The organism is Anabaena sphaerica FACHB-251, assembly GCF_014696825.1.
Lineage (GTDB): Bacteria > Cyanobacteriota > Cyanobacteriia > Cyanobacteriales > Nostocaceae > RDYJ01.
Genome location: NZ_JACJQU010000008.1, coordinates 69,800 through 94,909, shown reverse-complemented (window position 1 = coordinate 94,909; position 25,110 = coordinate 69,800). Strand labels below are relative to the sequence as shown.

General features: G+C 40.6%; 20 protein-coding genes. 10 read left to right on the top strand and 10 right to left on the bottom strand.

Translation table 11 applies throughout. The features are described 5' to 3' along the window. Positions 1–440: 440 nt before the first annotated feature. Positions 441–5,150, top strand: coding sequence for a non-ribosomal peptide synthetase (locus H6G06_RS15130; RefSeq protein WP_190561520.1), 4,710 nt, complete (start codon positions 441–443; stop codon positions 5,148–5,150). A 130-nt stretch (positions 5,151–5,280) separates the two neighbouring features. Here H6G06_RS15130 and H6G06_RS15125 read toward each other — a convergent pair whose 3' ends face one another. The 3 genes from H6G06_RS15125 to H6G06_RS15115 form a co-directional block, all read right to left on the bottom strand. After that, positions 5,281–5,823, bottom strand: coding sequence for a hypothetical protein (locus H6G06_RS15125; protein ID WP_190561518.1), 543 nt, complete (start codon positions 5,821–5,823; stop codon positions 5,281–5,283). Between the two features lie 119 nt (positions 5,824–5,942). Continuing rightward, positions 5,943–7,223: an LbetaH domain-containing protein gene (locus H6G06_RS15120; protein WP_190561516.1), complete on the bottom strand. Its 1,281-nt coding sequence runs from the start codon at positions 7,221–7,223 to the stop codon at positions 5,943–5,945. 184 nt (positions 7,224–7,407) lie between these two features. Beyond that, a complete protein-coding gene (locus H6G06_RS15115) occupies positions 7,408–7,635 on the bottom strand; it encodes a hypothetical protein (RefSeq protein ID WP_190561514.1) in 228 nt (75 codons plus the stop codon). A 565-nt stretch (positions 7,636–8,200) separates the two neighbouring features. Between H6G06_RS15115 and H6G06_RS15110 the strand changes: the two genes are divergently transcribed. Further along, positions 8,201–8,920: a cation diffusion facilitator family transporter gene (locus H6G06_RS15110; RefSeq protein ID WP_190561512.1), complete on the top strand. Its 720-nt coding sequence runs from the start codon at positions 8,201–8,203 to the stop codon at positions 8,918–8,920. Positions 8,921–9,297: 377 nt separating this feature from the next. Here the strand turns inward: H6G06_RS15110 and H6G06_RS15105 are convergent, their stop codons facing one another. Next, on the bottom strand, positions 9,298–9,729 hold the full coding sequence (locus H6G06_RS15105; RefSeq protein ID WP_190561687.1) for an NUDIX domain-containing protein: 432 nt from the start codon (positions 9,727–9,729) through the stop codon (positions 9,298–9,300). A gap of 344 nt (positions 9,730–10,073) precedes the next feature. Here H6G06_RS15105 and malQ point away from each other — a divergent pair, with 344 nt between their 5' ends. Then, positions 10,074–11,582: a 4-alpha-glucanotransferase gene (gene malQ / locus H6G06_RS15100; RefSeq protein WP_190561510.1), complete on the top strand. Its 1,509-nt coding sequence runs from the start codon at positions 10,074–10,076 to the stop codon at positions 11,580–11,582. A 233-nt stretch (positions 11,583–11,815) separates the two neighbouring features. Here malQ and H6G06_RS15095 read toward each other — a convergent pair whose 3' ends face one another. Both H6G06_RS15095 and H6G06_RS15090 read right to left on the bottom strand, forming a co-directional pair. Then, entirely contained in the window at positions 11,816–12,616 is an 801-nt protein-coding gene (locus H6G06_RS15095; RefSeq protein WP_190561508.1) for a helix-turn-helix domain-containing protein, read from the bottom strand. A gap of 27 nt (positions 12,617–12,643) precedes the next feature. Then, a complete protein-coding gene (locus tag H6G06_RS15090; RefSeq protein WP_190561506.1) occupies positions 12,644–13,408 on the bottom strand; it encodes a pseudouridine synthase in 765 nt (254 codons plus the stop codon). 173 nt (positions 13,409–13,581) lie between these two features. Here H6G06_RS15090 and H6G06_RS15085 point away from each other — a divergent pair, with 173 nt between their 5' ends. Beyond that, on the top strand, positions 13,582–14,304 hold the full coding sequence (locus tag H6G06_RS15085; RefSeq protein ID WP_190561504.1) for an LmeA family phospholipid-binding protein: 723 nt from the start codon (positions 13,582–13,584) through the stop codon (positions 14,302–14,304). Positions 14,305–14,373: 69 nt separating this feature from the next. Here the strand turns inward: H6G06_RS15085 and H6G06_RS15080 are convergent, their stop codons facing one another. Next, the gene (locus H6G06_RS15080; protein WP_190561502.1) at positions 14,374–15,261 is read right to left on the bottom strand and encodes a phosphatidate cytidylyltransferase; all 888 of its coding nucleotides are present in this window, start codon (positions 15,259–15,261) and stop codon (positions 14,374–14,376) included. A 63-nt stretch (positions 15,262–15,324) separates the two neighbouring features. Beyond that, positions 15,325–15,927 (bottom strand): precorrin-6Y C5,15-methyltransferase subunit CbiT, encoded by a 603-nt coding sequence (cbiT, locus tag H6G06_RS15075; protein WP_190561500.1) that lies wholly within the window; start codon positions 15,925–15,927, stop codon positions 15,325–15,327. 82 nt (positions 15,928–16,009) lie between these two features. Here cbiT and H6G06_RS15070 point away from each other — a divergent pair, with 82 nt between their 5' ends. Then, positions 16,010–17,404: a serine/threonine protein kinase gene (locus H6G06_RS15070; RefSeq protein WP_190561685.1), complete on the top strand. Its 1,395-nt coding sequence runs from the start codon at positions 16,010–16,012 to the stop codon at positions 17,402–17,404. A 40-nt stretch (positions 17,405–17,444) separates the two neighbouring features. Beyond that, entirely contained in the window at positions 17,445–17,612 is a 168-nt protein-coding gene (gene tatA / locus H6G06_RS15065; protein ID WP_190561498.1) for a twin-arginine translocase TatA/TatE family subunit, read from the top strand. A 536-nt stretch (positions 17,613–18,148) separates the two neighbouring features. Here the strand turns inward: tatA and cphA are convergent. Next, positions 18,149–20,851, bottom strand: a complete 2,703-nt coding sequence (gene cphA / locus H6G06_RS15060; RefSeq protein ID WP_190561496.1) for a cyanophycin synthetase — start codon at positions 20,849–20,851, stop codon at positions 18,149–18,151. A 172-nt stretch (positions 20,852–21,023) separates the two neighbouring features. Then, positions 21,024–21,887 carry a cyanophycinase gene (locus tag H6G06_RS15055; protein ID WP_190561683.1) on the bottom strand — a complete coding sequence of 288 codons (864 nt, stop codon included), beginning with the start codon at positions 21,885–21,887 and terminating at the stop codon, positions 21,024–21,026. Between the two features lie 715 nt (positions 21,888–22,602). Between H6G06_RS15055 and trmD the strand changes: the two genes are divergently transcribed. Genes trmD through H6G06_RS15035 form a run of 4 tightly spaced genes read left to right on the top strand, consistent with a single transcriptional unit; the run spans position 22,603 to position 25,096 of the window. Next, positions 22,603–23,334, top strand: a complete 732-nt coding sequence (gene trmD, locus H6G06_RS15050) for a tRNA (guanosine(37)-N1)-methyltransferase TrmD (RefSeq protein WP_190561494.1) — start codon at positions 22,603–22,605, stop codon at positions 23,332–23,334. Between the two features lie 36 nt (positions 23,335–23,370). Continuing rightward, positions 23,371–23,853, top strand: a complete 483-nt coding sequence (gene ispF / locus H6G06_RS15045; protein WP_190561492.1) for a 2-C-methyl-D-erythritol 2,4-cyclodiphosphate synthase — start codon at positions 23,371–23,373, stop codon at positions 23,851–23,853. 23 nt (positions 23,854–23,876) lie between these two features. Then, positions 23,877–24,455 carry a hypothetical protein gene (locus H6G06_RS15040; RefSeq protein ID WP_190561490.1) on the top strand — a complete coding sequence of 193 codons (579 nt, stop codon included), beginning with the start codon at positions 23,877–23,879 and terminating at the stop codon, positions 24,453–24,455. 11 nt (positions 24,456–24,466) lie between these two features. Then, a complete protein-coding gene (locus tag H6G06_RS15035; protein ID WP_190561488.1) occupies positions 24,467–25,096 on the top strand; it encodes a PIN domain-containing protein in 630 nt (209 codons plus the stop codon). The last annotated feature ends 14 nt before the right edge of the window (positions 25,097–25,110 follow it).

Below are 25,110 nucleotides of genomic sequence, written 5' to 3'. Positions count from 1 at the left end.
AATTATCCCAAATTTGCTGTTAGTAGGGTGCGTCAGTACAAATAATTTCTTGGTATTTACAGGTTTTATTTGACTGAACCACCCTAAAATATTGGATATTTGGGGGAGGGAACTCTTAACAGGGAACAGAACAAGATTACATAGATTTATATTTTTTGGCAAAATATATGGCTCTTTGGTTGTCTCCCAAGGGATACAAAAATCAGGCGTTGCTGATTTGATGTATGAAAATAATTTTTGATGATATCCAAACTCTTGTAGAGACGTTCCGCCGGAACGTCTCTACAAGGTTTCAGCAACGCCCAAAAATCAAAGCGAACTGCCATATCATAGTTACAGTTATGAAACTTTCATCCCCTGGAACGATTTATACGCTGCTATAAGTGTGATAAAAAATTGAGATTAATTACTAGTCACAACTGTTGCGAAGAGGTGTAATTTTGAATACGGTTGAGTTTTTATCTTATCTTTGCAGCTTAGATATTCAAGTTTTTATTGAAGATGAAAAGATTCGCTGTAACGCGCCCGAAGGAACTCTGACGGCAGAACTGCGTACAAAGATTCAAGAGCGTAAATCAGAAATTATTGAATTTTTAAAAGCCACTAATCGTACTAATAAGCTCAACTTTACACCTCTTGTACCTATTTCGCAGTTAGGAAATCTTCCCCTCTCCTTTGCTCAACAAAGGCTGTGGTTTCTTGACCAATTAATCCCTAATAATCCTTTCTATAACATTCCACTAGCACTACATTTAACAGGTTCGCTCAATCAAGCCGCGCTAGAGCAAACTTTTAACGAAATTGTCCGACGACACGAAGCTTTACGCACCAATGTTGTCATCCAGTCAGGGCAACCAGTTCAAGTAATTAATCCCACGCTAACAATACCCTTATCAATAATAGATTTACGGCAACTGCCACAAGCCGAACGAGAAATCCAAGCACGACGACTCACCACCCAAGAAGCTCAACGTTCTTTCAATTTATCAACTGATTTGTTGCTACGCGCAAAACTGCTATGGTTGGATGAGACACAATACATCCTGCTGCTGACTATGCACCACATTGTCTCAGATGGTTGGTCTATTGGGGTGCTGATTCAAGAGATAGCAGCACTCTACACAGCCTTTGCCAGCAATCAGCCTTCTCCTCTACCGAAACTGACAATTCAATATGCAGACTTTGCATACTGGCAACGTCAATGGTTGCAAGGGGAAGTATTAGAAAAGCAACTTAGTTACTGGCAGAAGCAATTAGACGGCATCTCTATATTAAATCTGCCAACCGACAGACCAAGACCATCTGTTCAAACTTACCAGGGTGCAAGGCAACCTCTGCAATTATCAAAAAGTTTGAGCGAAGCACTTTTAGCTCTCGGACAGCAAGAAGGGGTAACTTTATTTATAACCCTACTATCAGCATTTAAAGTTTTACTTTACCGCTACACACAACAAGAAGATATTGCGATCGGTTCACCTATTGCCAATCGCAACCGTAGTGAAATTGAAGGATTAATTGGTTTTTTTGTCAATAGCTTAGTATTGCGTACCGACTTAACTGGAAACCCAACTTTTCGAGAATTATTGAGTCGAGTCAAAGAAGTAGCTCTAGGGGCTTATGCTCACCAAGATTTGCCTTTTGAAAAACTTGTAGAGGAATTGCATCCAGAGCGTAACTTGAATCAAAATCCGCTCTTCCAAGTGGTGTTTGCTCTGCAAAATGCGCCTATGTCAGCATTAGAGTTAACTGGCTTAACTTTAAGCCCCCTACCATTTGAGACGGAAACAACACGCTTTGATTTGGAGTTCCACTTGTGGGAGCCAAATAGTCAAAACAGTTTATGGGCAGATAGCTCAGAAGGAATTAGTGGTTTTGTAATATACAGCACTGATTTATTTGATGATGCTACTATCACCAGAATGTTAGGACATTTCCAAACATTACTTGAAGGTATAGTTACAAATCCAGAACAGCGAATTGCACAATTATCTCTTTTAAGTGAATCTGAGCGACATAATCTATTAGTTGAATGGAATAATACTCAGTTAGATTATCCTCAAGATAAGTGTATTCATCAGTTATTTGAGAGCGTTGCTCAACAGAATTCTGATGAAACTGCACTAGTATTTGGCGATGATAAACTCAGCTACAAAGAGTTAAATATACGTAGTAACCAACTTGCACATTATCTAAAAAAATTAGGAGTGAAAACCGAAGTTTTAGTAGGGATTTGTGTAGAACGTTCTTTTGATATGGTCATCGGGATGTTGGGCATTCTGAAAGCAGGTGGAGCTTATGTACCTCTAGACCCAAGCTATCCATCTGAACGTTTAAACTTTATGCTTGAAGATGCTCAAGTCTCAGTTTTATTAACTCATGAACGATGGCTTGAACGTTTGGAAAACTATAATTCAAACATAATATGTTTAGATAAAGATTATAAAATTATTGCTCAAGAAATTGAAGATAATCTTCCTAGTGAAGTTGCAGTAGACAACCTTGCTTATGTCATTTATACCTCTGGCTCAACAGGAAACCCTAAAGGCGTACAAATTGAGCATAGAGGATTATTGAATCTGGTTTTTTGGCATCAAAAAGCCTTTAGAGTTTCACCTCTTGACCGAGTAACGCAGATAGCCGGGATTGCCTTTGATGCTTGTGGTTGGGAAATTTGGCCTTACCTTAGTGCTGGAGCAAGTATCTATATTGTAGATGATGAAATCAGGCGATCGCCTGAATATCTCCGAGATTGGTTAATCTCGCAAAAAATCACAATTTCTTTCTTACCAACACCTATAGCAGAAAAGTTTTTGTTATTAGATTTTCCTGAAGATGCCGCTTTACGAATATTGCTTACAGGTGGAGATAAACTAAATCAATATCCTTTAGTTTCGCACTCCTTCCAAGTATATAATAATTATGGGCCTACAGAGAACACCGTTGTTACAACTTCTGGTCATATTTCTGTTAAGAATAAAGATAATTTAGCACCTGCAATTGGTCAGGCGATAGCTAATACACAAGTTTACATATTAGATAAACATTTACAACCTGTACCCATTGGTGTTTCAGGAGAGTTGTACATAAGCGGTCATGGATTAGCACGAGGTTATTTAAACCGTCCTGATTTAACGGCTAAATACTTTATTTATCATGCTTTTACTAATAATTTAAAAGCGAAACTTTATAAAACAGGTGATTTAGTTCGCTATCGATTAGATGGCAGCATTGAATTTTTAGGTCGTCTCGACGAGCAGGTAAAAATTCGCGGCTACCGCATTGAATTGGGAGAAATTGAAGCGGTACTGAGTCAACATCCAGCAGTACAGAAAACTGTAGTAGTAAGTCGTGAGGATGAACAGGAAAAGCGCCTAGTAGCTTATGTGATAGCGAAAGCTGAATACAGCAATCAGCAGGAGAACGTGCAATTAATGCAATTGCAGAATGAGCAAGTTTTGCAATGGCAGATGCTCTATAACGAAACTTATAATCAACCTGTTGATTCCGATCCAGAATTAAATATTGTCGGCTGGAATAGTAGTTATACAAATCAGCCTATTCCAGTAGAGCAGATGCGTGAGTGGGTGGATAACCAAGTCGAGCAAATTTTGGCTTTGCAACCCAAACGAGTCTTAGAAATTGGTTGTGGAACAGGGTTAATTTTATTTAGAGTTGCACCTCACTGCACTAAATATTGGGGAACAGACTTTTCCTCAGTTTCACTTCACTACATTCAGCAGCAGTTAGAAAAGCAAGAGATGCCACAAGTCAAACTGTATCAGCAAATGGCTACTGACTTTGAGAAAGTAGAAACAGCCGCTTTTGATGCAGTAATTCTGAACTCAGTTGTACAATATTTTCCTACTATTGATTATTTGATTAGTGTATTAGAAGGTGCTGTCAAGGCAACTGCTCCGGGTGGCTTTATCTTCATAGGAGATGTGCGTAGTTTGCCACTATTGCCAGCTTTCCATGCCTCAGTGCAATTGTATCAAGCTGAACCTTCCCTCACCCGTTCTGAGTTGCAGCAACGGGTTCAAATGCAAATTTTCCAAGAAACAGAATTGGTGATTGACCCAACTTTTTTTAATGCCATAAAACAACGCCTTCCGCAGATTAATCATGTACAAATTCAACTGATGCGGGGAAAACATCATAATGAGTTAACTGAGTTTCGTTACAATGTAATTTTTCATATTCATGCCAAAACTGTTAATACTAGTGAAAATTATTGCGTGCTGAACTGGCCAGAAGATAATTTAACAGTGTCAACAGTGCGTCAGTTATTAATTGAGGATCGACCAGAAATATTATGTATTAATAATGTACCTAATGCACGGGTGATGGCATCTGTTAAAACAGCAGAATGGCTATCAGACGTAGAAAACTTTAAAACTGTAGGTCAAATGCGTAAAGCTTTGCAAGAACTGGAAGATTTTGGAGTAGAACCAGAAGATTTTTATACACTGGATGTACCTTACAAAGTTGAGATTACCTGGTCGCATTCAGGTATTGAAGGACGCTATGATGTGGTTTTTGTAAGGCAAGATGAAATAGGTAAGAGAGCTATTTTTCCACATAATACGACTCACTCTCGTCCCTGGGAATCTTACGCCAATAATCCCTTACAAGCCAAAGCTGCGCGTAAATTAGTGCCGCAGTTGCAGACTTACATAGCACAAAAACTGCCTGAGTACATGATGCCATCAGCTTTTGTAGTTTTGGAGTCTTTACCTTTAACAGCTAATGGTAAAGTTAATCGCCACGCTTTAAAAGCATTCCATGATGCAATTCAGCCCCAATTGTCTGAAAATTACATCGCACCTCGGACTCCTGTCGAACAAGTGTTGGTGAAAATTTTTGCTGAGGTTTTGGGACTTAAGCACGTAGGAATTTATGATAATTTCTTTGAATTAGGCGGTCATTCATTACTGGCAACTCAGCTTGTCTCTAGAGTGCGTGATGTTTTGCGTGTGGAGTTACCTTTGCGGAGTGTATTTGAAGCATCAACAATTGCACAACTATCTAAGATAGTGGAAAGCTTTAAAGAAAGCAATGCTCAAAGTCAAGCCCCAGTTTTAGTACCATTATCACGTGAAAGTCGGCGGATTAAGTTATCTTCGTTAAACGAAGATAGCAAGGGGCGTTAGAGGATGTTTGAAAAGTTGGGAAGGATGTAAAAAAGCTTTCTTTGATATTGAAAAATCAATCATATCATATCTCTTGATTAGCTTTTATTTCCCCTAAACCCTACATCCCATAGCCCTTACGCCAGAAATATCAGGGATTTACACTGATCTGAGTGCCATTTGTTTCAGACACAGTAGTTGCACCAACTGCCATTACTTGAGACCATTCACTGACACGGTTACTATCTACAACAGCACGCACTCGATAACCAAGCTGAATCTTGTGCATTAACAAGATTAAATCACGGTTGAGTAATCCTTGTGATTTTTGGTTTTCATTAGATGCAGCTTGTAAACGAAAGCAGCGATCGCTTTGGCGTTTCAACTTTGGAGATTTCCCTTCCACAAGCACCGTCTGTAGCTCGTATTCTTTAGCTTCAGGATATGGTTCCCAACAAAGTTGCCAGTAAGTTGACCAGCGAATTAAGTCTGATGGTAATTCCGCGACCTCATCCGACAATGTAGAAACAAGTCCGGTGACTGGAGGTTGTACAATTTGAGGCTGATTTGAGGTGATTTCAGCAGCTAAAGTTGAACCGCCATCAACACTTAATATCAGTCCGAATATCAAAGTGAACAACACAATCAATCGTAGGCATTGTAATTGCACTAGCGACAAGATTTTCCGATTCATAATGATGTAAAAGTCAGTTGCTTACACCTGGGATAGGTAGAATTGTTTCAGAGGTCTAGAACTGTTTGATGGTAAGGATTTTGAATCCAAAATCTAAGATCCAAAATCCAAAATTGGTATTACCACTCCACAGGTAAAATCAAGTTGCCGTTATCAGCATAGATTGTTCGAGCAGCGATCGCTGTTCTGGGAGCTACTGTAGAATTAAAGACTGCGCTTCTTTGTCCAAGTGCTGAGTTATTGCCAATGCTGGCGCGGAATATAACAGAGTTCGGACCTAACCCTACGGCATCACCTACGCTAGTTTCAGGCCCATTAGCAACACCATTGACAACCTGCCTACCGCCATGAACTAGAGCGCGGGGCCCATACCCAATCCCATTACCAAGACTCAAGCTAGTTGTTTCTAAGGCGTGAAAGACGACATCATTTGCCATACCAGCAATTTGTCCAACATTAAAAGGTTCACCTTCATCAGCACGCAGCGAAATTCTATTACCTATTTTGTTGTTGAGGTTTGCTAAAGAATCTTGCAGAACAATATTACCGATGATGCGATTACGGAAGTTTGGAACGCGAGTCGCACTTCCACCTATTTGTGGCAGACCTCCAGAATTAAAAGAGGTTACTGGGGCGTAATTTATCCCTGTTACGTTTGTCAAGTCTGCCCTAGCTAAGTCTGTATAACCTTTGGCAAATGCTTCATTGACTTCGATAATGCCTTCCATCAATGCAACGTCGGCTTGTGTTAGATTGGCGACTTTCCCCAAACTGCCACTACTAGCTTGTAGGTTAGTTGTGACGTTTTTACCAGGTAGGACAACTTTACCAGCCGGTAAGGTAACACTAGGTCCAACTCGCGCGAGAAAGTTGACTACTGTGTTTCTTTCTATAGTTGCACCGTCTATTTCACAGTTGAAGGCGAGAAATGTCTCTGGAATAGTGTTGCTGAACTGAGTATTGGTAACTGGATTGGTAAAAGGCCCGGTTGAGCCTTGAATCCCGATTTTAGCTGCACCTTTAACAACGGCCATGTGTGCCATAATCACACGCTCGCCAATTTCCACTCCCGTTCCCGAAGCGGTGATTTTCACTTGGTCTTGGGCATTAGAATCTGCTGCAATGCTAATAGGCGCATTAGTAGCGTCTAACTCAGCAAATGGGGCAACATAGACTTTTTCGCCCAAGGTTATATTTGTGGGATTGGTGATTGTTGCAGTTGGGTCAACGAAACTAGCTGACGCTGAAGGTGCTGTACTTGGGCATATAGGTAGGTTTCCCCCAGTTGGATTACACGTTCCTCCAAGGGCTACTGCGGGTTGTATATATATCTGTGTGCTGATGGCAAACGCAAGGATAATCGCCGTTAAGGCAATAAAAATTGTGCGAGGTTTGAACATAGAAAGAAAAGTCCTCACGGGTTATGGAATATTTAGCTATGGGATAATCTGCGTTAATGAATGAGAAATTTATTGAGGCGAGTCTGGCGACAAGACACAGATCGTCTACGCAGGCAGAGAAATTACCAAAAAATTACACTGCAACAGCCTCTATTTAGGCTCTTTTTAGGTATGAGACAAAGAATTACCCCCCCCAAAAACCTGCCAAATTGAAGAAAATTTGTAAGACAAGTGATAATAAAAAGCCCAAAAGTGGGACTGAAATTGTTGTTGTTGCCCCAGCAACCGCATCATTGTAGACAGTCTCCCAAGCATCTGGCCCGGTAGTAGATTGCCCATAGACTTTTGTACTTACGGCCAGCGTGAAGCCTAGCACTGTTAAACCAGCCAGTATTGTGCGACGTTTTAACATTATTCTTTGATACCTAATAGTTTGCCAAGTTTATTTGGTAGAGTAAATCAAAAATCTAAAACAAAAGTTTTAACTTTTAGCTTTACCTAACCTCATAACTCTCAAATTTCAGTCGATGAAAACTAAATTGCTATCAGTAGCCATTAACAGCTTATTGTAAAGCATTTGCTACTTTAAACTAGGGAGTTTCAGATTAGTAAAAATTATATTTTTGATATAAATGTTAGCTAATTTATGATTGAGAACTTTATTTTTAGCCTGAACAATAAGAATGTAAAAATTATCTATCTTACGATGGATGTTTTCTCTTTTACTTTAATGATTGGCTTCTAGAAGTTAATGTTAATAATATAAATTAGCTATTGATAAGTTAAAGCTAATTTGATAATAGACAACCTTAATAATAATTGACTCAAAGGCAGTGAAAAAAACTTGCAATTCCAGTTCAGACACGAAGGGGTTTTGTTTTTACAAAGCGACAAACGGTATTAAGCAGTATTTAGCAATCGATACTTTAGATAGATCCCAAATGGGTTCTATAAAACAAGTCAGAGGGTCAGTTGCAATGTCATCAACCCCAGTGCAGAAGAAAGTTCAGGCTCTTTGGACTGCCTTACTTTTACTTGGTGTTTTTTTTTGCATAGAGGTAGGGACGGGAATTTGGAGTCATAGCTTATCGCTTTTAGCTGACGCTGAACACATTTTTGCGGATGTAGCAGCGTTAGGTTTAGCACTGGTTGCAGCCTGGTTATCTCAATCTATATCCCATAAAAGTATACTTGGACGCTATCGCTTAGAAGCCTTAGCAGCCTTGATTAATGGCATCAGTTTAGCGGCTGTTGCTGTCTGGATCATTCAAGAAGCTCTGGTGCGCTTCCAATCTCCCGCCATAGAGATTCATGGTGTACCGATGTTAGCAACTGCCCTGATTGGTCTACTTGTGAACGCTTTTAACGCCAAGTGTTTGCACAAATGTAGTCATCATGACCTCAATATGAGAGGAGCTTTACTGCATCTGCTAGCAGATATAGCCAGTTCAGTGGGAGCAGTATTAGCAGCGATCGCAGTGATCTGGCTAAATTGGACTTGGGCTGATGGTGTCATCAGTTTAATTGTGGCAGTGTTGATAGCTACATTTGCAGCTTATTTAGTGATTCAGAGTGTACAGTGTTTGCGTGGTCAGATTACTGATGTGACTTGCATTTGTGATGTGAAAGCGGAAGATTTTAGTGATCGACAGCAAGCAGAAAAGCTATTATTTCCTACTTTAGAGGAGCTTGTGTGATGATTTCATTACCGAAGAAAGGCAGAGGCTAAACTGCCTGTTTAAGTATCTTGTTTTGTTCATTATTAGTGTATAAGTATTTTTAATATATAGGGTTGTCTACTGGTTAGTATACTCTGTACTTTAAATTACTATACACTGCACAATACTTAGCGATTCCTACGGGGGGCTTCGCTAACGCTCTTCGGAGAAAAACTTTTTGGTTTACTGATTAACAGAATTCAACAGTTTTGATAAATCTATCTGAATCTTCCTCTCTTCTTCTCTCCCCCTCTTCCTTCGTTTCCTTCGCGCCTACCCTTCGGGAACTGCTGAGTGCTACGCACCGCTACGCGAACGCAGAACGTGGTTCGTTAAAATCCAAAGTCCAAAATCCTCTACCCCAACCGAGGACGAATCCCATAATTTCTATACCGCCAATAATCCCGCAAAATCTGATCATGGTCAAAACATAAATTACCAGGAACAGACCAAGGCTCAAAAATCCCCACACCCTGAGCATCATCACCCGCTACAGGTTCACCCGTCGCTGTCGCCAAAAACACAATGCTAATCGTATGCTGTCGGGGGTCACGACTGGGATCAGAATAAACCAAAAACTGCTCAATTAACTCTATTTGTAAACCTATTTCTTCCTTAGCTTCCCGTCGTGCTGCCACTTCCACAGGTTCACCATAATCCACAAAACCACCGGGAATAGCCCATCCTAAAGGCTCATTATGTCGCTCAATTAATATAATCGGTCGATGTGGTCTATCAATTAATTCGATAATAATATCAACTGTAGGGGCAGGATTTTTGTAAGCCATCATTTCTTAATAGTTATTTTGATTAATCTTCTCATTTCTTTACCATCGTTCCTATATCTTCATGAAGCACAACTGTCAGTGCTAACTATGCCATGATAAATTCGATGGGTGTCTTTAACGCGATCGCCTTTGGCACTGCGCGGAGCGCAATCGCTTCCTTTTATAGCAACCGCCAAGGTGGTTAGGACATCAATTGATAATGAAACTCCCTCCAAAAAAGGGTTTGACTCCTGACTCCTGTACGGGCGAAGCATTCAGAAAATATCCTTTGGCAAAAACTGATAATTTATCACCCGAATGCTTCGCCCCTACTCCTGACTCCTGCTATATATTTCAGGTTAATTATGCCTTTTCCTAGATCAAGCGGAATTTTACTCCATCCTAGTTCTTTCCCCAGTCGATTTGGGATTGGAGATTTAGGTTTAGAAGCTTATCGTTTTCTTGATTTTCTCAAAGATAGCTACCAGCAATATTGGCAAGTTTTGCCTCTAGGTCCAACTGGTTATGGTAATTCTCCTTATATGTCATACTCAGCGATGGCTGGAAATCACCTGATGATTAGTCCAGAAAAGCTGGTGGATGAAGGTTTATTAGTTGCCGGAGATTTTGGTAATTTACCAGAATTTCCCGCTGATAAAGTGAATTTTGAGCAAGTTATCCCCATTAAAGTAAATCTGCTCAAAAAAGCCTGCGAAAATTTTAAACCTCACGCCACAGCTATTCAAAAAAAAGCCTTTCACACTTTTTGTAACACTAGAGGCTATTGGCTGAATAATTATGCTCTGTTTATGGCGCTCAAAGATGCCCACAATGGAGCAAGTTGGCACACTTGGGAACCAGAACTGGCAAAACGCGAACCAGCGGCTTTAGCCCGGATGGAACACGAATTAGCACAGGAAATATTTTATTACAAGTTCATCCAATATGAGTTTTTCCGTCAGTGGTCAGAACTGAAAAATTATGCTAATCAAAATGGGATAGACATTATTGGTGATATCCCCATTTACGTAGCTCATGACAGTGCTGATGTGTGGGCAAATCCTGATATTTTTGCCTTAGATGAAGAAACAGGTGCAGCGGCTTTAATGGCAGGAGTTCCACCAGATTATTTTAGCGCCACAGGTCAATTATGGGGCAACCCAGTTTACAAGTGGGACGAGTTGCAAAAACAAGACTTTCAGTGGTGGTTACAACGTTTTGAGGCCATGCTGGATTATGTAGATATAATTCGGATTGACCACTTCCGAGGATTTGAGGCTTATTGGGCTGTACCCCAAGGTGAAGAAACTGCTGTGAATGGTAAATGGGTAGAAGCACCAGGGGTAGCTTTTTTTGAAGTCATTAAACAAAAGTTGGGCAAATTACCTATCTTGGCAGAGGACTTGGGGATTATTACGCCAGAAGTGGAAGCACTGCGAGATCAGTTTGAGTTTCCCGGTATGAAGGTATTACAATTTGGCTTTGGTTCTGATCCCGGTAATCCGTTTTTACCCTTTAATTACCCCAGAAATGCTGTAGTTTATACTGGCACTCACGACAATGATACGACTGTGGGCTGGTTTAATACTGCGAATAATTACGAAAAGCAAAATTTGTTGTTGTATTTGGGATCTATCAGTCCTGATGGGATAAACTGGGATTTAATTCGTTTAGCTTTGAGTTCCATCGCCAATCAAGCGATTATTCCTTTACAAGATGTTTTAGGCTTGGAAAACGAAGCCAGAATGAATTATCCCAGTACGGCTGAAGGTAATTGGGAATGGCGTTATCAAGCAGAAGTTCTGACTGATGAATTAAGTGATCGCATGAAAATTCTTACCAAACTTTATGGACGCGCTCCCAGAAATTCCTGATCCACGGTTTATGAATGCGTAGTATAAAGTAGGAATCGCCATTCCGTACTCAAAACCTAGTGCTTAGGTAGGGACTGGTTCAACTTAATTGGTAGAGCAAAGGCAACATAGCTATTTTTAGTTATGTGCATTAGTTCACATTGGCAGCTAACCGCAATATTGCCTACAGTGTGCTGCATCTCAATGATAAATTCTCTATCTAGCCAGACCAGCCCCTACTGAATCACGAAGTTTCAAGACTTGAGCTTCGCTGCGATCCTGATTTCTTCAACTTTTCCTGGTTTGCCCATTTCCTTGGGTTGTTGCTCATTAATACTCATTAACACACCCCCAGCATTATCAGTTTTCACTCGAAGTTCCTCAGTAGCTTTCCAGTTGCGGTGAGATCCTTTTGGCAGAACGCCCTCAAACTCGGTTTTACCATCAGCGACAACACGAATCCAAGATGATGACTTCAAGGTGACACCAATTTCTACAGATTGAGCTTCGGAAGTGTTGATACCAACTTGAATTTCCTCTAAACCCGTAACTTGGAGTTTCTGAGGTGTTAAATCGGAATTTGTTTGTATCTTTGGTTGATTTGGGTTATTCTTCGCTTGCAGAGCGGTCTGATTCAATAACTGAGATAACCCATTCACAGAGCAGATAATAACGAAAATGTAAAGCAAGTAAAGATGAAGAGGACGTAGTTGAAAAAAGGGTTTAGGTTGCCAATTGCTTTGAGAACTCACCTGTTGAAAACCAACAGGAAAATGGCTGGCAAATTCTGCCCCCTTGAGTCCCAGTGCATCAGCAAATTGCCTGATTAAACCCTGAATATAAATTGGTTCTGGCAAATCGTCTAAATCACCTACTTCAATTGCGTTCAATAATCTTCGAGGAATTCTCGTTACTGCCACAATTTCATCCAGTGATAAACCCTGTTGTTGACGCAAGTCCGCAAGTTTAGCGCCCAATTGTGTCAATTTATCTGCCTGTTGTTGTTCTATTGACGGTTTGCTCGGCTTTTCCTCTTTTTTTCTTGGCCATTTCATGATTTTTATTACACTCCTTAACTCAACTTAATCATTAATAGGTATCCGCTTTATCTGATTGTTTAAAAAAATAATCTCTTCTGGGGTGAGATGACGATAGTCACCGGCACCTAGAAATCCAGCTTTTGGTGTTTGTAATTGAATTGAACCTATCGCAGTGCGATGAAGTTGGATTACAGGATATCCTAACTGTTCAGCTACACGGCGAATCTGGCGATTTCTTCCCTCCTGCAAAATTATTTCTAATTTGCTTTGGTTCACCAGAGGTTCAAGCAAGCGTACTTTAGCAGGTCGTGTTTTTCTCCCTTCTAGTACAACACCTTCACGCCACATCCTCAGAACTGCTTCTGGGGGATGTCCTTTTACCACAACATGATATGTCTTAGAAATATTATGACTAGGATGAGTTAGCGCAAATGTCAAGTCCCCATCATTTGTAAGTATTAACGCACCCGTAGATTCCGCATCTAAACGCCCAACTGGGTGAATACCAGTACCCTGTTGTAATTTTTGGGGTAATAGATCCAAAACAGTGGGTCTTCCTTGGGGATCATTGCAAGTGGAAACAAATCCCGCTGGTTTGTGCAGCAACAAATAAATTAAAGATGGGCGCTGGCTTTGAGAGACAGGTTTACCATCAATACAGATGCTGTCTCGTTGGGGATCGACTTTTTGACCTAAATGTGCCAAAATCCCATTTATCTTCACTCGTGATTGCTTAATCATCTCTTCAGCTTCACGACGTGAGGCTATACCCCATTGAGATATAATCTTTTGTATCCGTACCTCCATGTAAAAATTGCTTCTTTTTTTAATCAGTTGTCCGTTACTATTGTTGAGTTTTCTTTGATTTCATACCGAAAATCTAATCTTCCCATTTTCTAGTTAATAGTAATAACTATTACATTTAAGAACTGTTTAAGATTTCGGAATTTTTGAGCAAATATAGACAATAAAGTTGTTAAATGGCAAATAAAACTTCTCCAGCGGCAAATGGTAAGAAAGTACGATTAATTACTAAAGCTCTCACCACGGCAATCAAACTATGGCTAAAAACACAATTAACTCAAGTATCCCAGATTGAGGTCGAGATTGGAGCAAGCGATCGCCAACTCCTTTCTGGCGGTATTCCTGCGGTATCTATTTTTGCTACTAATGCAGTTTATCAAGGTATTCATGTTACACGCATTCAACTTTCTGCTGAAAATATACAGATAAATATTGGTTCTGTACTTAAGGGTAAGCCCCTGCGACTGTTAGAAATAGTGCCAGTGGTTGCTGAACTGGTAGTAGAAGAAGGGGATCTGAATAAATCCCTACCATCTGAATTATTATCAACTGCCTTAAATGATGTATTGGTTAAACTATTCCCAGTATTACCAGAACAATGGGAAAAATCCAAGCCTATTTCTTGGCAGGAAATTACCATTGACAATCAGCGTTTAATACTCTACGGAGTTTTACCAACTGATAGTAAACCTACATCCCTAGAGATTTCTGTAGGTTTAGAACTACTCAACGGTCAAGAACTACAATTAACACAGATTAAAATTCTGTATAATCAAGAACCAATTTTAGAAAATAATTCTGGATACCATTTAGACCTTGGTTCAGATGTTGATCTACAAGAATTAACTTTGAAATCTAGCCAAATATTATGTCGTGGTCGCATCAACGTCAATCCTTAGATCTGGGGACTGGGGACTGGGGACTGGGGACTGGGGACTGGGTAGTAATTGACAATTACGAATTACGAATTACCTTAACAAAGGCAAAATCAGCGTTACGAAATAGTAAACCAAAGGGGCTGTAAAAATATAACTATCAGTCCGGTCTAATATACCACCGTGACCGGGTATCAATTGTCCTGAATCTTTAACTCCTGCATCTCGTTTCAGCATAGATTCGGTCAAATCGCCTAAAAGACTAGCAATACCAATCAATAAACCCAAGGTTAAACCAGTAATTAGAGAGTAAGGTAATGGGAGAAAATAAGCTCCTGCTACAGCTACGATAACACTGGCTGTGATCCCAAAAATTGCACCTTCTACAGTTTTTTTCGGACTGATATCTGATAAACGGGTTTTGCCAAAAAACTTGCCAATAGTGTAAGCACCAATGTCAGCTGCCCAAATACAGAAAAAAGTTAAAACTGTAAATGTTAAACCTTGTGGTAGAGCATCTAAATTTCCCTGTGTTAAAATCTCATTCCAGTTTTTAGGCCAGAAACCACCGAAGGGAAGATTGCCAATAATATTTGTACTATCAAGATTTCGCAACCGTACCCAGTAACTCGGTAAGTAACCGACATAAAATAGCCCCATAATAGAAGCGGAAATATCCGCAATGGTAGCAAATTTGGGTTGAAACAGCAGGTAAAAACAAATAAAAGTTCCTGCTATGGGCATGAGCGCATCCGCTAAACTGCTTTCAAGAGTACAAATAGCTAATAAAATTAAACTGACAAATATGGTAGTTTTGGCAGCAGGCGCTATGCCTCTGGCTCGAACTAAATTAAAATATTCCTGTTGACCTAAAAAGACAATGATCGCAATGGCTATGGTAAAATACCAACCCCCTAACAGGGTTGAAGACAAAGCGAGGGCGATCGCAATAACTCCACTAATAATTCGAGACCAAGGCATAATAGTATTTTGGATTTTAGTTTTGGATTTTGGATTGAATCCAAAACCGAAAACCGAACAGATTTAATCTAGTTTCTCACCACTGACAATAAAAATCGGATCAGCAGCAACAAAGGTTTGAGAAAAACCGCGTGTTTCTAAGCGGTTCACCGCAGACTGCACAACTTCAATATTTCTGGCTCTTAACTGAGAAAAGCTCTGGGAAATAGCATACAGACTTTCTAGATTAGCAGCTGTAGCGACAACTCGACCGGATAAAGGCAAATAAAGCCAGACAGCCTGTAAAATTTCCTGGATGGCTTTTCCCCCTTCTATACACACACGGTCAGGGGTCGGTTTAATATCATGCAAACACTCTGGGGCGCTACCTTCAATCACTTTTACATTTTTCACCTCAAAGCGATCGCAGTTGCGTTTAATTAAATTAGCCACTTCTTCATCTCTTTCCACCGCAAGAACCCTTCCCTGTGGACACAGCAACCCCACCTCCACAGGAATTGTACCTGTACCAGCGCCAATATCCCATAACACTGAATCTGGTTTGAGTCGCAGTTGAGAAATTAACAACAATCTTAATTCTCGCTGACTCAGGGGAATACCCGGTAAATTCTCAAATAACTCATCAGGAATACCAGGGGTAATGTAAGGCCAAAGTTGGGAAGGCATAGGACTATACTAGGGATTGGGGACTGGGTAATAGGACTGGGGATGAAAAAATCCTTTTAAATTCATCTTTTAAGTAATCATGATGAATAGGGAAGTATTAGGTAAACGCTACGAAGTTCAACAGCAGTTAGGCAAAAAGTCAGGACGAAGAACTTTATTAGCGCGTGACGTAGTGACAGGTAACTTGGTAATTGTCAAGTTGCTTTCTTTCGGTAGTGACTTTGAATGGGATGATCTCAAACTGTTTGAGCGAGAAGCCGAAACTTTAAAATCTTTATCCCATCCCTCTATACCCTGTTATCTCGACTATTTTGAGGTAAATTCACCAAATTATCAAGGATTTGCCCTCATCCAAACTTATATCCCAGCTAAAACCTTAGAAGAATACTTACAAACTAGCAGGACTTTTACAGAAAGTGAAGTTAAGGAAATAGCTACATCAGTTTTAGAGATTCTTGTTTATCTCCATGAGTTACATCCACCCGTGATCCACCGTGATATTAAGCCTAGCAATATTTTGTTAGGAGAGCGATCTGGCAATAGTGTGGGAAAAGTCTATTTAGTAGATTTTGGGTCAGTACAAACCGTTCTCGCAGCAGAAACAGGCACAAGGACTGTTGTAGGAACCTATGGTTATATGCCACAAGAACAATTTGGGGGGCGTACAGTTCCCGCATCTGACCTTTATAGTTTAGGTGCAACTCTGATTTATTTGCTCACGGGTACTCACCCAGCAGACTTACCCCAAAAAGATTTTCGCATTCAATTTGAACAAGTTGCAAATGTTAGTCCTAGCTTGACTAACTGGTTAAAAAAGATGATAGAACCAGATTTAGCCAAGCGGTTTACATCTGCAAAGGCAGCACTGACAGCTTTAGAAAAACCAGAAAATACTGATATTACAAATTTAACGATTGCTAAACTAGCAGGTAGTAAAATTCAAGTTATTAAAAATCAAGACCATTTAGAAATTATGATTCCTCCTGTTGGGTTTCACCCGATCATAATATTAATAGCTCTGTTTATGGGAGGTTGGTTTTCATTTGTTTTATTCTGGACTATTAGTGCGCTTTCTCTGCCTTTTCCTGGTAATATAGCCATGGCTGTATTCTCTTTACCTTTTTGGGGGGCGGGTTTAGCGGTAATTTATGGAATTTTATTTGCTTATTTTTGCAGTTTAAAAATCAACATCAATCAACAAAAAATATCCATTGATTATTATGTACGGCAATGGAAAATTAAAAATCATATTTCCTCGCCCAGAGAACATATTAACCGAATTATCTATACTCCCAAAGATGTGCGAAAAAATTCTGAAGGAGATGTCTTTGAAGTACCTCCAAAATTAGTAGTTTGGGCAGGTGTCAAAAAAATTGAATTTGATCTCAAGAGCGAAAATATCAAATCTGAGTTAGAATTAGAATGGTTGGCTAATGAATTAAGTAATTGGTTAAATATACCAATTAGGACAGAATAAATTGTATAGATAATTTAAAGTGACTTAAGAGGAAAATGATATGTTTGGACTAGGATGGCCAGAAGTAGCGATCATTGCCATAGTTGCGATTTTGATTTTTGGACCCAAGAAAATTCCTGAGTTGGGGGGAGTATTGGGAAAGAGTTTGAGAAGTTTCCAAGAGGGAATTAAAAAGACTGATGAGGAGGATAATTCAGAACAATCATAATTGTCTGAATCAGGATTTCCAGGATTTGAGGATTTACAGGATGTGATTTTTAAATAGTAAATTCAACTAGATTTTAGTCGGTTTTAACCGACTTTAGCTTTTAGACAGGGAATAAATTACCTGTGTAATTTCATGATGTGATTTTTTGTCTGAATCAGGATTTCCAGGATTTAAGGATTTACAGGATGTGATTTTTAAATAGTAAATTCAACTAGATTTTAGTCGGTTTTAACCGACTTTAGCTTTTAGACAGGGAATTTATTCCCTGGGTTATTTAGTATTGCAAGGGTATTACTATCAATAATCTGTTTTAAATCTGGATATTTATTAGAGGATGTTTTAATTTTGATGTAGAAATAATCCTCATAATAATATTATCTTGTTCTTAACCTTCCTCTTTCCTCCAAGCATACCACCAAGACAATTTTTAACGCCAACCTACTTAGGAACTAATAAAAAAACCGACGACCAGACGAACCAACAACACAAAGAAAAATCATCAGTAGGGACAATTCATTAATTATCCCTACCTGACATTAAAGTAGGGTATTAACCACGGAAGAAGGTGCTACCCCATTTTGAGAATCACTGATAGTAGTAGTTTGACTTTGTGGCTGAATTTCTTCCTGAACACCCCGCACCTTAATTAACTTAATAGCCCGGTTAACGCTTTCTGGCAAAATTACCACCAGACTTCCATCGGGAGCCATATCTAAGGCTTTGTTAATGGCTTGGGTTTCATCTAGAATTGATTCAAAACGGCAGTTAGGCTTGGCTTGAGTAATGCCTTGAGTAATCAAATCAGAAGCTGAACCGCGTAGCCGTCCTCTGGTGTCATCATCCTCCTTGATAATGATGTAATCAAAGATATCTGCTGATAATTTACCCAGAGTCACAAAATCTTCATCACGGCGATCGCCAGGTCCACCCACCACTCCTATGCGCTGTCCAGTTGTCCAGTTGCGGACAAAAGAACCTAAAGCTTCGTAACTAGCGGGGTTATGGGCATAATCTACCAAAGCATGGTATTTACCCAAATTAAACAAATTCATTCTTCCCGGTGTTTGACTAACTGAAGCGCGGAAAGTCTTTAAGCCAGAACGAATTTGCTCTATTGTCACATTCTGCACAAAAGCTGCCAAACTTGCAGCTAAAGCATTGGCAATCATAAACGGAGCTTTTCCGCCCATTGTCAAGGGAATATTTTCTGCTCTTTCTATCCGGTGTGTCCAATCACCTTTGACAATTGACAAATAGCCATTTTCATATACTGCTGCCACTCCTCCCTTTTGGATATGCTTTCGCACCAAATCCGAGTCTGGGTTCATGGTGAAGTAAGCAATATTGGCTTTAGTTTTTTCTGCCATTGCGGCAACGCGGTGATCATCAGCATTGAGAACTGCATAGCCATCAGGGTATACAGCTTCTGCAACCACACTTTTCAGGTTAGCTAATTGATCAATGGTATCAATATCACCAATACCTAAATGATCTGCGGCTACGTTCAACACCACACCAACATTAGCAGACTCAAAGCCTAAACCAGAGCGAAGAATGCCGCCACGAGCCGATTCAAGTACAGCTATCTCGACAGTTGGATCTTGCAGGATGACATGGGCGCTTTGGGGGCCAGTGTTGTCTCCCGCCTCCACCAAGTAATCACCGATATATGTGCCGTCTGTAGTCGTATAACCTACAACATTACCTGTTTGCTTATAAATATGTGCTAACAGACGAGTTGTAGTAGTTTTGCCATTAGTGCCTGTGACGCTGAGGATGGGAATGCGGCTGGGTTTTTCGTTGGGGAACAGCATATCCATCACTGCCCCAGCAACGTTACGGGGGATGCCTTGACTGGGAGCAACGTGCATTCGGAAGCCAGGTGCGGCGTTAACTTCCACAATTACAGCGTCCATCTCCCTGAGAGGGCGGCTAATATCCGAGGTAACAATATCCAAGCCTGCAATATCCAAACCGATAATTCTCACTACCCGTTGTGCCAACCAAACATTTTCCGGGTGGATTTCGTCGGTGCGGTCTACAGCACTACCACCTGTACTCAGGTTAGCTGTTGCCCGCAGATAACAAATTGTACCCTTTGGAGGTACACTTTTGAGGGTGTAGCCTTGTCTCTCTAATAATTGGTAGCTGGTACGATCTAGTTCTATTTTGGTGAGGACGTTATCGTGACCTTCACCACGATTCGGGTCTTGGTTGGTTTCCTCAATCAGTTCAGCGATGGAGGATCTACCATTACCAACTACATGGGCTGGGACTCGTTCAGCGACTGCGACAACTTTGCCATCCACCACCAATACTCTATGGTCACGCCCGACATAATACCGTTCCACAATAATAGAACGGGAAACCTGCCTGGCTGCTTCATAGGCTGCTTCAGCTTCATCCCAACTTCTGATATCAATGGTGATACCACGTCCATGATTACCATCTAGAGGCTTGATGACTATAGGATAACCACCAACATGGTCAATGGCTTCTTCGAGATCATCCAAGAAGTTGATCACCGTGCCTCTGGGTACTGGCACACCATTGGCGGCGAGGATGCGTTTAGTGGCTTCTTTATCACAAGCTAGTTCTACACCGAGAATGCCTGTGTTATCACTCATTGTTGCCTGCATCCGTTTCTGATTGACACCATAGCCTAGTTGAATCAGAAACCTTGCTGCTAAAGGCATCCAAGGAATACCTCTTTTTTCTGCTTCTTTGATAATTGCTTCTGTGGAAGGACCAAGCGAAGCATCGCGGCAAAAGTCTTTGAGGTCTTGGATGTCTTGCTCTAGTTCTGCCTTGGGATAACGGCCCCGATCAACAATGCTTTGACACAGCCGTACTGCTGCACGTCCGGCATAACGTCCCGCTTCCTCATTTAGGTACTCAATCACTACCTGGTAAACTCCAGGTGTGGCAGTCTCACGGGTGCGGCCAAAACCTACGTGCATTCCAGCTAATTCCTGGAGTTCTAGGGCTACGTGTTCTACGATATGGCCCATCATTGTGCCTTCTCGGACACGCATCAAAAAACCTCCACGACAGCCAGGCGAACAATAGTGACCCTCTAGACTAGGCAGAGCCTCAACTAATCCTTCATAAAAGCCGGGGATTTGATTCGAGGGCGTTTCGGCAAGGGTTTCTAAATCGAGGCGCATGACGATGAGTTTATGGCGTCGAATGCTCCAGTAGTTTGGGCCGCGTAAGGTCTGGATCTTGAGGATTCTCATGGGAATAGGTAGATGGAGATTCGGAACCAAAATTCTAGTTTCTTACTGGAATTGACCGCTAAACTGTTCATGACAAACAGTTTTTTCTTTTTAGATAGTATTCATCTGATTATTTTTGCAACAACAAATAAATGCGCGGTCAACACAGTGTAACCTTAGATACTCTATCCCGTCAGCTGGAGATCCGATGCACAGCAGGTAAAACAGTACGTTGGTAAAGATGGAAGCGATCTCCGTAACTGAGGATATGTAGACGTAAATTATGCACAGTTAAGGGTTCGTTGGCGCTGACATGGGGTTCATTAGTATGGGTAAGTTCTGTGGGATCAACAATTGTCACACTTCCTTTGCCCATGACTTGCAACCAACCATCACGTTCAAACACAGCACAGGTATCTTCATCAATGCCAATGCCAAGGCGATCTGGATGGGCAGCGATCGCACTTATCAGTCTTCCCATCCGATTACGGTTGTGAAAGTGCTGATCGACAATGACTTCAGGAATAAATCCCAAGCCTGTTGCCATATCAACTAGGGAACGATTTGGCGTTTCACCACTACCTCCACCTGCAATCATGTGATGCCCCATTACTGCCGCCCCCGCGCTGGTTCCTGCTAGGGTCAGTTGTCCTGCTCTCACCCGCTGCCGGATAATTTCCATCGCTGGTGTATCTGACAGAACTCCACAGAGGCGCAATTGGTCTCCCCCTGTTAAAAAAACCCCAGTACAGGCTTCTAAGGATGCTTTAATCTGAGAGTTTTCGCATTGTTCGCGTTCACGAATGTCTAAAATCTCAACCTTTTCGGCACCCATTTCTTCAAAAATGCGAATATACCGACCACCAATGATGGCTGGTTCGCGGGAGGCTGATGGAACAATTGTAATATATGCCTTGCTAGCACCAGCACGAGCAACAAAAGTCCGCAAGATTTCGCGTCCGTGAACTTTGTCTTCTGCGCCTCCGATAACTAGAACGGCGGTTTTAGTTGCTTGGGGTGTCCTCATTTCCAGCGATTTAGCTTTTAATTGCTGCATTGTGTTTCTTTGGTCAACAACTTCAGGAGCCATCGCCTTGGACGGGTCCCCCGGCTTGTGGCGAATGGCGTGTGAATTTAACAAGGTTTAGTAGCCTGTTGATTTTCGCCCTTTGCTTCTTTGAGAGGACACTTTTGATAAGTGTGGAGTGGCGAAATCCGTCTCTCCAACTTCTCCTTGAACGCACACGAAGCCTCAGTTCTGTCATGTTCGTTACTGTTCCTCATCGCCAGCACCTTGTTTTTCACTTATCTATTTATTCCAGACTGGCAAAATAAAATAGTGCTTTAAGGCTGGGTTTACCCTCTGGGGTTGGGGCTTTGCAGGTCTTGACACTCTTTTTTCTGAGGCTGGCTCGATGCATCCTGGAAGTTGTTAACTTTGGTGGGATTATTAATTTAAATTTAGTTGTGACAATATTTAAACATAAATTAAGTAATTAGAAAAACTTTTGCTCCCACCAAAAAGCTAAGAATTCTGGTAATTTTAGATACTGTTGATTAAGTCTATCTCCTCTTGACTTCAAGGGAACCCTTAACGGGGAAAAATGGGGTGATGGACAGAAAAATAAATTCTCAGTCCTGATAGCGCCGAGTGGCGTATGACTCCTACGTCGCCACGCAAGCTATAGCCATACTCCTGGGCAACTTACGTTAATGAGAAATTTACGTTAAATGTTCCAATCTCATCTTAGTGTCATTAAATACGAATTACTGTGCGTTTTGATATAGTTACGCTTTTTCCTGATTGTTTTAGCTCGGTTCTGAGTTCCGGTCTTTTGGGTAAAGCCCTAGCCAAGCAGATTGCTGAAGTGCATCTGGTTAACCCCAGGGATTTTACTACTGATAAACATCGTAAGGTAGATGATGAACCTTACGGCGGCGGTGTGGGGATGCTGATGAAGCCTGAACCAATTTTTGCTGCTGTGGAGTCGCTGCCGATTCTACCGCGCCGAGAGGTGATTTTGATGAGTCCCCAAGGTCAAACGATAAATCAGCCCCTCCTGCGAGAATTAGTGACCAATTATGACCAATTGGTGGTGATTTGTGGTCATTATGAAGGGGTAGATGAGAGAGTGCTGAATTTAGTCACTCGTGAAGTGTCTTTGGGTGATTTTATTCTCACTGGTGGAGAAATTCCAGCGATGGCTTTACTCAATGGGGTTGTGCGCTTACTACCGGGGACGGTTGGTAAGGTAGAATCTCTCAAAGCTGAAAGTTTTGAGGAAGGTTTATTAGATTTTCCCCAGTATACCCGTCCCGCCAATTTTCGCGGCTGGAAAGTGCCAGATGTGCTACTGAGTGGAAATCATGCAGAAATTGCCCGTTGGCGTTTTCAACAACAAATTCAACGCACAGCTTCCCGTCGTCCCGATTTGCTGGAAAAATGGGAACAAGAGAGGGAACAGGGAGCAGGGGAGCAGGGGAGCAGGGGAGCAGGGGAGTAGGGGAGAAAAATATTCTTTTACAACTGACAAATAACTATGAACATCAGAATTGGTAACGGCTACGATATTCACCGATTGGTGAGCGATCGCCCTTTAATTTTAGGCGGTGTTCACATTCCTCATGAACTAGGTTTGTTAGGACATAGTGATGCTGATGTCCTTACTCACGCGATTATGGACGCTATGCTGGGAGCATTATCCTTAGGGGACATTGGCCATTATTTCCCCCCCAGCGATCCCCAATGGAAAGGGGCTGATAGTCTTGTACTATTAAAACAGGTACATCAGTTGATTCTTCAACAAGGTTGGAAAATAGGAAATATTGATTCTGTCGTTGTTGCAGAACGTCCGAAATTAAAACCTCATATTAATTCAATGCGGGAGAAATTAGCAGCAGTTTTACAATTAGAACCTAATCAAGTTGGTGTCAAAGCTACTACTAATGAAAAATTGGGACCAACTGGCAGAGAAGAAGGTATTTGTGCTTATGCTGTCGTTTTGTTAGTGGCAGATGATTGATTTATTAATGGAAGGGTATGACAATGTTTAGTTCAGAGAAAATAAATCAAGGAATAGAGGATATAACATCAGGAATTTGGAAAACATTATACACAGGATTAGCGAAACTCAGTTTTAAGGCTAATAATCATGCTGATGTTATTGTTGTAGATAAAAATGGGAATGTTGTTTTATTGGTAAAAATAAAAGCTGTTTCTATACAAATAGAAGATATAAAACAGCAGTTTATTTCACAATTAGAACTAGAGGATTTACATATCCCTATTCCTAATATATTATCAATGCCACCACAAAGGAAAAAAATATTTTGTTTTATCATGCTGGTTAATCTAGTAAATGTAGAAGTTATTAAATTTTATAATGACAATTCTATGGAATCTGTTATTTTACTGAACACAGAGAACATCCTGAAATATTACGATCCCGAATTTAGCCATAAAAAAATTTTAAATTTATATTTAAAAACACTAATTGAAGCTTGGCTAAGAGATTTAGCTTACCATTGGAAATTAGATACACCACCAGCATCGCAAGAATTAGACGAAATTGGTTTATTATCAAAAATAGAAGGCGGAGATACTTATTCACACAATGATTATTAGGTACAACTCAGGTGCTGATACTTTATATTGAAACTAACTTTTTAATGGCTATTGCTAAAGGACAGGATTCACAAGCAGCAAATTTACTGTATAATCCGCCTCAGTCTGTCCGCATATTTATACCAAATATTTGTTATATTGAAGCAGTTTCTACATACAGAATAGAAGAAAAATATGGATTACATTTCCAGGAGGAAATGGGTAAAAAAATCCGAGAGTTAGGACGAGATAAAAGTTCTAATTATGCTCAATCTTTTTTGAGAAGTTTAGAGCAAGCCCGTATTGATAATATGTCCTTGATGAATGATATTAAATCCCGCCTTCTTGATGCCATTGATAAGATAAATACTAACGCGCAAATAATACACGTAAGTGACTATACACTGCATAATATCTGTCAAGCATTTTTGACGGAAATGGAAGTTTTACTGATCAAAAATGATATTATGGATAACTTAATTTTGCAATGTATACTGGAACAAGCTAATTTACATCCTGAAGAAGAAAAGGCTTTTATCAGCAATAACACCAAAGACTTTAATGAACCTGAAGTCAAAGATGCTTTACGCAGTGCTGGAATCAGATATTTTACAATGACACAGCATTTTCTCGACTGGTTTAACTCTAGTGAATCAAACTAAATACTATTTATTAT

Excerpts from the sequence above, each read along its gene's own strand:
- H6G06_RS15085 (WP_190561504.1), top strand. The coding sequence starts at position 13,582 with ATGGCAAATAAAACTTCTCCAGCGGCAAATGGTAAGAAAGTACGATTA.
- cphA (WP_190561496.1), bottom strand. The coding sequence starts at position 20,851 with ATGAGAATCCTCAAGATCCAGACCTTACGCGGCCCAAACTACTGGAGC.
- H6G06_RS15115 (WP_190561514.1), bottom strand. The coding sequence starts at position 7,635 with ATGTTAAAACGTCGCACAATACTGGCTGGTTTAACAGTGCTAGGCTTC.
- H6G06_RS15080 (WP_190561502.1), bottom strand. The coding sequence starts at position 15,261 with ATGCCTTGGTCTCGAATTATTAGTGGAGTTATTGCGATCGCCCTCGCT.
- malQ (WP_190561510.1), top strand. The coding sequence starts at position 10,074 with ATGCCTTTTCCTAGATCAAGCGGAATTTTACTCCATCCTAGTTCTTTC.
- tatA (WP_190561498.1), top strand. The coding sequence starts at position 17,445 with ATGTTTGGACTAGGATGGCCAGAAGTAGCGATCATTGCCATAGTTGCG.
- H6G06_RS15040 (WP_190561490.1), top strand. The coding sequence starts at position 23,877 with ATGTTTAGTTCAGAGAAAATAAATCAAGGAATAGAGGATATAACATCA.
- H6G06_RS15070 (WP_190561685.1), top strand. The coding sequence starts at position 16,010 with ATGAATAGGGAAGTATTAGGTAAACGCTACGAAGTTCAACAGCAGTTA.
- H6G06_RS15125 (WP_190561518.1), bottom strand. The coding sequence starts at position 5,823 with ATGAATCGGAAAATCTTGTCGCTAGTGCAATTACAATGCCTACGATTG.
- H6G06_RS15055 (WP_190561683.1), bottom strand. The coding sequence starts at position 21,887 with ATGCAGCAATTAAAAGCTAAATCGCTGGAAATGAGGACACCCCAAGCA.
- H6G06_RS15110 (WP_190561512.1), top strand. The coding sequence starts at position 8,201 with ATGTCATCAACCCCAGTGCAGAAGAAAGTTCAGGCTCTTTGGACTGCC.
- H6G06_RS15120 (WP_190561516.1), bottom strand. The coding sequence starts at position 7,223 with ATGTTCAAACCTCGCACAATTTTTATTGCCTTAACGGCGATTATCCTT.
- H6G06_RS15105 (WP_190561687.1), bottom strand. The coding sequence starts at position 9,729 with ATGGCTTACAAAAATCCTGCCCCTACAGTTGATATTATTATCGAATTA.
- cbiT (WP_190561500.1), bottom strand. The coding sequence starts at position 15,927 with ATGCCTTCCCAACTTTGGCCTTACATTACCCCTGGTATTCCTGATGAG.
- ispF (WP_190561492.1), top strand. The coding sequence starts at position 23,371 with ATGAACATCAGAATTGGTAACGGCTACGATATTCACCGATTGGTGAGC.
- H6G06_RS15095 (WP_190561508.1), bottom strand. The coding sequence starts at position 12,616 with ATGAAATGGCCAAGAAAAAAAGAGGAAAAGCCGAGCAAACCGTCAATA.
- H6G06_RS15090 (WP_190561506.1), bottom strand. The coding sequence starts at position 13,408 with ATGGAGGTACGGATACAAAAGATTATATCTCAATGGGGTATAGCCTCA.